The sequence below is a fragment of the Longimicrobium sp. genome, assembly GCF_036554565.1.
In the GTDB taxonomy this organism is placed as follows: domain Bacteria; phylum Gemmatimonadota; class Gemmatimonadetes; order Longimicrobiales; family Longimicrobiaceae; genus Longimicrobium.
On the sequence record NZ_DATBNB010000229.1, the window covers coordinates 1 to 7,833 of the forward strand.

5 protein-coding genes are annotated in these 7,833 nt (G+C 72.2%); 4 read left to right on the top strand and 1 reads right to left on the bottom strand.

The annotated features are described in order from the left end of the window. Positions 1 to 27: 27 nt before the first annotated feature. Complete coding sequence (locus VIB55_RS06240; RefSeq protein WP_414681162.1) at positions 28 to 1,218, top strand: metal-dependent hydrolase family protein; 1,191 nt, start codon at positions 28 to 30, stop codon at positions 1,216 to 1,218. 82 nt (positions 1,219 to 1,300) lie between these two features. Next, entirely contained in the window at positions 1,301 to 1,831 is a 531-nt protein-coding gene (locus VIB55_RS06245) for a DUF1648 domain-containing protein (protein WP_331875808.1), read from the top strand. 89 nt (positions 1,832 to 1,920) lie between these two features. Here VIB55_RS06245 and VIB55_RS06250 read toward each other — a convergent pair whose 3' ends face one another. Then, a complete protein-coding gene (locus VIB55_RS06250; RefSeq protein ID WP_331875809.1) occupies positions 1,921 to 2,193 on the bottom strand; it encodes a hypothetical protein in 273 nt (90 codons plus the stop codon). Positions 2,194 to 2,492: 299 nt separating this feature from the next. Here VIB55_RS06250 and VIB55_RS06255 point away from each other — a divergent pair, with 299 nt between their 5' ends. Both VIB55_RS06255 and hrpB read left to right on the top strand, forming a co-directional pair. Continuing rightward, the gene (locus VIB55_RS06255; RefSeq protein WP_331875810.1) at positions 2,493 to 5,102 is read left to right on the top strand and encodes a BamA/TamA family outer membrane protein; all 2,610 of its coding nucleotides are present in this window, start codon (positions 2,493 to 2,495) and stop codon (positions 5,100 to 5,102) included. A 104-nt stretch (positions 5,103 to 5,206) separates the two neighbouring features. Next, positions 5,207 to 7,714, top strand: a complete 2,508-nt coding sequence (hrpB, locus tag VIB55_RS06260; RefSeq protein WP_331875811.1) for an ATP-dependent helicase HrpB — start codon at positions 5,207 to 5,209, stop codon at positions 7,712 to 7,714. Positions 7,715 to 7,833 lie beyond the last annotated feature (119 nt).

The window sequence follows — 7,833 nt, forward strand, 5'->3', positions numbered from 1 at the left end:
CGCGCCCTCCCCGCGCAGGGCTCCACGCTGCTGCTGAGGCCCGACCGCGTGTTCGACGGCACCGCCGTGCACGAGGGCTGGGCCGTGCTGGTGCTCGACAGCCTGATCGTTTCCGCCGGGCCCGCCGCGCAGCTCCGTCCCCCGGCGGACGCGCAGGTGATCGACCTTCCCGGCACCACGCTGATGCCGGGGATGATCGAGGGGCATTCGCACCTGCTGCTTCATCCCTACAACGAGACGTCGTGGGACGACCAGGTGCTGCGCGAGAGCCAGTCGCTGCGCGTGGCCCGCGCCACGGTGCACGCCCGCGCCACGCTGATGGCCGGCTTCACCACCGCGCGCGACCTGGGCTCCGAAGGGGCCGGGTACGCCGACGTGGGGCTGAAGCAGGCCATCCAGCAGGGCATCATCCCCGGCCCGCGGCTGCTGGTGTCCGGCCCCGCCATCGTGGCGACCGGCGCCTACGGGCCGCGCGTGCTGGCGCCGGAGTTCCCGTCCCCCCGGGGCGCGCAGGAGGCGGATGGCGACGAGATCATCCGGGTGACGCGTGAGCAGATCGGCGGCGGGGCGGACTGGGTGAAATTGTACGCCGACTACCGCTGGGGGCCGCGCGGGGCCACCGAGGCCACCTTCAGCCTGGACGAGCTGCGCCTGGCGGTGGAAACGGCCGGGGCCTCGGGAACGCCCGTCGTGGCCCACGCGTCGTCGCCCGAAGGGATGCGCCGCTCGATCCTGGCCGGCGTGGTGACGATCGAGCACGGCGACGGGGGCACGCCGGAGATCTTCCGGATGATGCGGGAGCGCGGCGTGGCCCTCTGCCCCACCCTGGCCGCGGGCGACGCCGTGGCGCAGTACCGCGGCTGGCGGAAAGGGTCCGAGCCAGAGCCGGCGCGGATCACCACCAAGCGCGCGAGCTTCCGCCAGGCCCTGGACGCGGGCGTCACCATCTGCTTCGGCGGCGACGCGGGGGTGTTTCCGCACGGCGAGAACGCGCGCGAGCTGGAGTTGATGGTGGACTACGGGATGCGTCCCATCGACGCGCTTCGCTCCGCCACCTCGGTAAACGCGCGCGTCCTGCGCCTGGCGGACCGCGGCGCCGTCCGCCCGGGGCTGCTGGCGGACCTGGTGGCGGTCGCCGGCGATCCCACGCGCACCATCGCCGCCGCGCGCGACGTGCGGCTTGTAGTACTGCACGGGAAGGTGGTGCGGCGCGACTGATCCCGAGTGGCGCCACCTTTTTCGATTGCGGTCCGTATCCCATCAAAGGACGGAAGAAACCAACACGACCTTGATACGAACGATGACCGAAAAGCCTCTCCGCCTGGCTACCCTGGGACTGCTCGCCGCCCTCTACACCGGGTCTGCGGCGGCGTATCCACGCCTGCCCGAGCGCATTCCCATACACTTCGATTTCGCCGGCAATCCCGACGCCTGGGCAGGCACCACCCTGCTGTCGTGGTTCATGCTGCCGTTGTTCGCCACCGGGATCGCCGGGTTTCTGTTCGTGATCGGCCGCGGAAGCGAGTACCGCCCCGAGTTGTGGAGCGTGCCGGAGAAAGCTCGGTTCGTGGCGCTTTCGGTGGAGGCAAGGGCCCCTATCATGGCGCGGCTGCGCACCTTCCTCGCGTTGATGGCGGTGATGACGACAGCGCTGATGGGTGTGATGCAGGTGGAGCTGTTCCTCGTCGCCACCGGGCAGATCCGCTCATCCCGCTGGCTGATTCCAGGCGCGGTCGCCGTGATGCTGACGGTGATCGGCGTGGCGGCGGTGCGGGTGAATGGGCGAGTGGCGGTGGAGATCCGCGAGGCGCACCAGCGGCTGCACGGCTGACGCGGGCGGCGGAAACACACAGGAGCCCCGGCCGGTGACGGCGCGGGGCTCCTTGCATGGAAGGGTACTGCGATTCAAGCAGGCGCCGGTCAGGTCCGGACGCGCAGGCTCATCCGGGGCGCGCGGCCGCTGGAGGCGAGGTGCGCATCGCCGGCCTCGGCCTGCACCGTGACGGCATCCAGTTGGCAGGGTGCCGATTCGGTGCCGCAGGTGGAGAGCCCTTCGGGCGCGGGGGCGGCGGCCACCGCGCCGGCGCGCGCGGGACTCGCGCCGAGCGCCGACTCCAGCAGGGTGTACGCGGTCAGGGTAAGGACCAGCGTGGCGAACATGAAGCGCACGGAGCGCGAGAGCGTCTTGGTCATCGGTGCCTTCCAGGCTTTGGGTGAACGTCGCGTCATCGACTACGCACGATATGACGTAACTCGGGGCCAAAAAGTTTACCGGGAGTTGGTTAGACGAAGATTAACCCGCGAATCCGCTGATCGCAGTGTGCGCCCGCGGGGCCGGAAGCGGCGGCGCAACTCCCTGCCCCCGTTCCACTTGCAAGCACTGAAGCGACGCGGCATTCAAAGTGCAAGCTACCGTGAAGCTACCGACAGCTTCGGGCTGCGCGCGGCCGTACGGGCATGGCGCGCGCGTGGCCCGCCTTACACGAGAGCAGATGGCCAGTCGTTTTCGTTCGATTCTCGGCCTGCTCGCCGTCGCCGCCCTGGTCGCGGCGCCCGCGGCGGCGCAGCCCGATTCCGTTACGGTGGTGGCCGGCGAGTGGTACGAGGCCGGCCCCCTTCGCCGCGCGCTCTGGGGGCAGAACTACCGGCACCTGTGGACGCAGCCCGTGCGCGTGGAGGTGCTGGACCCCGACACCTTCGCAGGCGGCATCATCCCGCTGCGCGTGGGCGGCGACTTCGCCAGCAACACGCTTCACCTGCGCGGCCGCGACGGGCGCCGCTACGTGTTTCGCCCCCTGAACAAGAACGTGCGCAAGGGGCTAGGGCCGGAGTTCGAGGGCACCGTCATCGAGTGGATCGTCCAGGACCAGGTGAGCGCATCCAACCCGGTCTCCCCTTCCGTGACCTCGCCGCTGCTGCAGGCCGCGGGCATCCTTCACGCCCGCCCTCGGCTGGTGGTGATGAAGGGCGAGCCGTCGCTGGGCCGTTTTCGCGAGCAGTTCGACGGCGTGGTGGGGATGATGGAGGAGCGGCCGGACGAGAACCGCCCCGGCGGCAACGACGACGACGAGGACGAGGGCGCCGAGGCGGATGACGGCGTGGAAGAGGACGCGCAGATCGCCGGCCCGCCCTTCGCCGGGGCCGACAACGTCAAGGGCACCGACGAGTTCCTCAAGGACCTGGAAGACAGCCCCACGGAGCGCCTGGACAGCCGCGAGTTCCTGGCGGCGCGGCTGCTCGACATCTTCATCGGCGACTGGGACCGGCACGAGGACCAGTGGCGCTGGGCCGGCTTCCGCCGAGGCAGCCTCCGCGTGTGGCGTCCCATTCCCCGCGACCGCGACAACGCCTTCGTGGACCACGAGGGACTGGTGCTGCAGCTGGCGCGCCGCGTCTTTCCCCGCCAGGTGCAGTTCGAGGGCGAGTACCCCAGCCTGACCGGGCTCACGCTGCAGGCCGAGCCGCTGGACCGGCGGCTCCTTTCGGACCTGCCGCGCGAGGTGTGGGATTCCGTGGCCGTGGCGCTGCGGGCCCGGCTGACCGACGGGGTGATCGACCGCGCCGTGCGCGCCATGCCGCCCGAGCACCACGCGCTGGAAGGCTCCAGCATGCGCGCCAAGCTGATCGAGCGGCGGCAGGCGCTTCCGGAGATCGCGCGGGCGTTCTACAAGCGGCTCGCGCTGAACGTGGACGTGCACACCACCGACGCCCCCGAGGTGGCCGTCCTGGAGCGCATGGACGACGGCTCGCTGCAGGTGACCGTCACCGGCGCGGGCAAGCCCGAGGAGCGCATCGTCAGCTTCCGCCGCCGCTTCGTGCCGGACGAGACGGACGACGTGCGCCTGTACCTGCATGGGGGCGACGACCGCGCCATCGTCCGCGGCCGGGGGCACGGCATCGGCATCCGGGTGATCGGCGGCGGGGGCGACGACGTGCTGGCCGACTCGTCCGGCTCCACCGGTGTCGCCTTCTACGACGACAAGGGCGACAACCAGTTCCTTCGCGGGCGCGGGACGCAGGTATCCACCCGCGAGTGGAACCAGCCGGTGGACAGCAGCAGCATCACCGGCCGCCGCACCTATCGCGACTGGGGCTGGAGCTCGTCCGTGTTCTCCACCTACGTGGACTGGAAGCGCGGCGCGGGACCCGTGTTCGGCGGCGGGCCCAAGATGACCAAGTACGGCTTCCGCCGCGAGCCGTACGCCTGGACGACGTGGCTGCGCGGCGCCTGGTCGCCGCTGGAGAACCGCTTCCTGGTGTCGTACACGGCCGAGGTGCACCCGGAGAACCGGCGGCACTGGTACACGCTGGACGCCTACGCGTCGGAGCTGGAGAACGTGCGCTTCTTCGGCTTCGGCAACGGCACCGAGCGGTTGGGCCCCAGCACCCTGTACGACACCTGGCTGCGGCAGGTGATGGTGGCCCCGGCGCTCAACATCCCCTTCGGCCGGGGGGGGGAGCTGCAGATCGGGCCCGTCGCCAAGTGGACGGACCCCGAGGTGGAGGCGGGGAGCCCGCTGGACCTGGAGTCGCCGCTGGGGGTGCTGCGCTTCGGCCAGGTGGGCGCGCGCGCCGAGGCCGAGCTGGACCGCCGCGACGACGGCGCGTTTCCGCGCGCCGGGTGGCGGATGCGGGCGGGCGCCGCGGCCTACCCCGCCCTGTGGGACGCCGCGGGCGCGTTCGGCGAGGCGCATGCGGCGGCGTCGGCGTACGTGTCGTTCGGCGTGGGTCCGGTGCTGGCCGTGCGCGCCGGCGGCAAGCGGGTGTGGGGCGACTTTCCCTTCCACGAGGCCGCGTTCCTGGGGGGCGGAAGCACCCTGCGCGGCCACACCGGCCAGCGGTTCGCCGGCGACCAGATGCTCTTTGGCGGGGCCGAGCTCCGGCAGCCGCTCTTCCGCGCCAACCTGGGGCTGCGCGGGACCTTCGGCGTGCTGGGGCTGGCGGATGCGGGACGGGTGTGGTACGACGGCGACTCCGCGGGCAACTGGCACACGGCCGCGGGCGGGGGCGTGTTCTTCGCCGCCGCGGGCCAGGCCCTGACGCTGACCGTGGCCACGGGCGAGCGGACGAGCGTGAACCTGGGCTTCGGGCTGCCGTTCTAGCGAAGCGGCGGGGGCACGCATCCGGGTCGAATCCTCCCTTCCGCACTGATACATTCAGAGCCGCGCGCGGAACGCCCGTGCGCGGCTCTCGTTCGTCGATCGTCATGGCCGAGCTTCCCATCGAAATCGTCATCCCCCAGCTGCGGAGTGCGCTGGCCGAGTCCGGGGCGGCCGTGCTGCAGGCACCGCCGGGCGCGGGCAAGACCACGCGCGCGCCCCTGGCCCTGCTGAACGAGCCGTGGCTGGCGGGGAAGAAGATCGTGATGCTGGAGCCGCGGCGGCTGGCCGCGCGTGCGGCGGCGCGGCACATGGCGCGGACGCTGGACCAGGACGTCGGCGGCACGGTGGGGTACCGCGTGCGGATGGAAACGCGGGTCGGCCCGGCGACGCGCATCGAAGTGGTGACCGAGGGCGTGCTGACGCGCATGCTGCAGGGCGACCCCGCGCTGGAGGGCGTGGGGCTGGTGATTTTCGACGAGTTCCACGAGCGCAGCCTTCACGCCGACCTGGGGCTCGCGCTGACGCTGCAGTCCCGCTCCGTGCTGCGCGACGACCTGCGCGTGCTGGTGATGTCGGCCACGCTCGACGGCGCGCCCGTCGCCGCGCTGCTGGGCGACGCGCCCATCGTGACCAGCGAGGGGCGGATGTATCCCGTCGAGGTCCGCTACCTTCCCGCCCGCGTGGAGGGATGGATCGAACCGGCGGTGGCGCGAACCGTCCGCCAGGCGCTGGAATCCGCCGAGGGCGACATCCTCGTCTTCCTTCCTGGCGCGGCGGAGATCCATCGCACCGAAGAGCTGCTGCGTGCGGGCGATCTTCCGTCCGGCGTGCGCATCCTGCCGCTGTACGGAAACCTGCCGCAGCCCGCGCAGGACGAGGCCATCGCCCCCAGCCGCCCCGGGAGCCGCAAGGTGGTGCTGTCGACGTCCATCGCGGAAACCAGCCTGACCATCGAGGGCGTACGGGTGGTGGTGGACAGCGGGATGATGCGCGTACCGCGCTTTTCGCCGCGGACGGGGATGACGCGGCTGGAAACGGCGACGGTGACGCGCGCGTCCTCCGAACAGCGGTGCGGGCGCGCGGGGCGCGTGGCCCCCGGCGTGTGCTACCGCCTGTGGCCGGAGCACGCGCAGGCGGCCCTGGTTCCGCACGGCACGCCCGAAATCCTGGACGCGGACCTCGCCCCGCTCGCGCTGGAGCTGGCCGCGTGGGGCGTCGCCGATCCCGCCGAGCTGGCCTGGCTGGATCCCCCGCCCGCCGGCGCGTTCTCGCAGGCGCGCGAACTGCTGGCCGAACTGGGCGCGCTCGCCCCGGACGGCTCCATCACCCCGCACGGCAGGCGGATGGCGGGGCTGCCCCTGCACCCGCGCCTGGCGCACATGGCGCTCCGGGGGATGGAACTGGGACTCGGCGGGCTGGCGTGCGACCTGGCCGCCCTGCTCAGCGACCGCGACGTGTTGCGCCGCGGCGATCAGCCGCCGGAATCCGACCTCCGCCTGCGCCTCCACGCGCTGCGTGAACTGGCCTCCGGAGGCCGCGTCCGCGCGCCGAACGTGGACCACGGGAGGCTTCGCCGCGTCCTCGCGGAGGCGCGCGAGTGGCGCCGGCGGCTGGGGGTGCGCGGCGGTGAGGCGGACCACGTGGACGCGGCCGGGCTGCTGGTGGCCTTCGCCTATCCCGATCGCATCGGGCAGCGGCGGCCGGGAAAGCCCGGCCGGTTCCTTCTCCGCAACGGCCGTGGCGCCGCCCTCGCGGGCTCCGATCCGCTGGCGCAGTCGCCGTACATCGTCGCCGCGGAGCTGGATGGGCAGGGGCGCGAGAGCCGCGTCTTCCTCGCCGCACCCGTCGACCAGGAAGACGTGGAGCGCCACTTCGCGGAGCAGATCCGCACGGTGACGGAAGTAGCGTGGGACGCGGGAGCGAGAGCCGTCCGCCCGCGCCGCGGGTCGCTGCTGGGCTCGCTGGTCCTGCGCGAGTCCGCCGTCACCGACGCCGATCCCGGCGAGATCGCGGCGGCGCTGCTGGAGGGAATCGCGTCCGAGGGGGTCGGCGCGCTGCCGTGGAGCAAGGGCGCGCGGCAGCTGCAGGAGCGCATCGGCTTCCTCCACCGCCACGATCCCACGTGGCCAGACGTGTCGGATTCGGCGCTCGCGGCGACGCTGGGCGATTGGCTGGGACCGTTCGTCTACGGGATGACGAGGCTGGACGACCTCCATCGGCTGGATGTGTCCGAGATCCTGCTGGGGATGCTGGGATGGGAGCGGCGGACGGCGCTGGAGGAGCAGGCGCCGTCTCACGTGACGGTGCCCAGCGGGTCGAACGTGCCGATCGACTACTCCGATCCGGACGCTCCCGTGCTGGCGGCGCGGCTGCAGGAGCTGTTCGGGATGACGGAAACGCCACGGATCGCGGGCGGGCGCGTGCCGCTGACCATCCACCTGCTATCCCCCGCGCACCGCCCGGTGCAGGTGACGCGCGACCTGGCAAGCTTCTGGAGAACGGGGTACTTCGACGTCCGCAAGGACCTGAAGGGCCGCTATCCGAAGCACTACTGGCCCGACGACCCGCTCCAAGCCCAGGCCACCGCCCGCGTGCGCCCCCGGCCAGGGTGACGGGCGCGGTTTCCGTGCGCTGAGACAGCGGAAAGTGCCGGCTGCCGAAGCGCGCAATGTCATCCCGAAGGAGCAGCCCCGGCCGGAACGCAGCCGCACCTCCCGAAGCGCGCGATGTC

What these genes read in the sequence shown, in the direction of transcription:
- VIB55_RS06245 (WP_331875808.1), top strand. Translation starts at nt 1,301, where the DNA reads ATGACCGAAAAGCCTCTCCGCCTGGCTACCCTGGGACTGCTCGCCGCC.
- VIB55_RS06250 (WP_331875809.1), bottom strand. Translation starts at nt 2,193, where the DNA reads ATGACCAAGACGCTCTCGCGCTCCGTGCGCTTCATGTTCGCCACGCTG.
- VIB55_RS06255 (WP_331875810.1), top strand. Translation starts at nt 2,493, where the DNA reads ATGGCCAGTCGTTTTCGTTCGATTCTCGGCCTGCTCGCCGTCGCCGCC.
- hrpB (WP_331875811.1), top strand. Translation starts at nt 5,207, where the DNA reads ATGGCCGAGCTTCCCATCGAAATCGTCATCCCCCAGCTGCGGAGTGCG.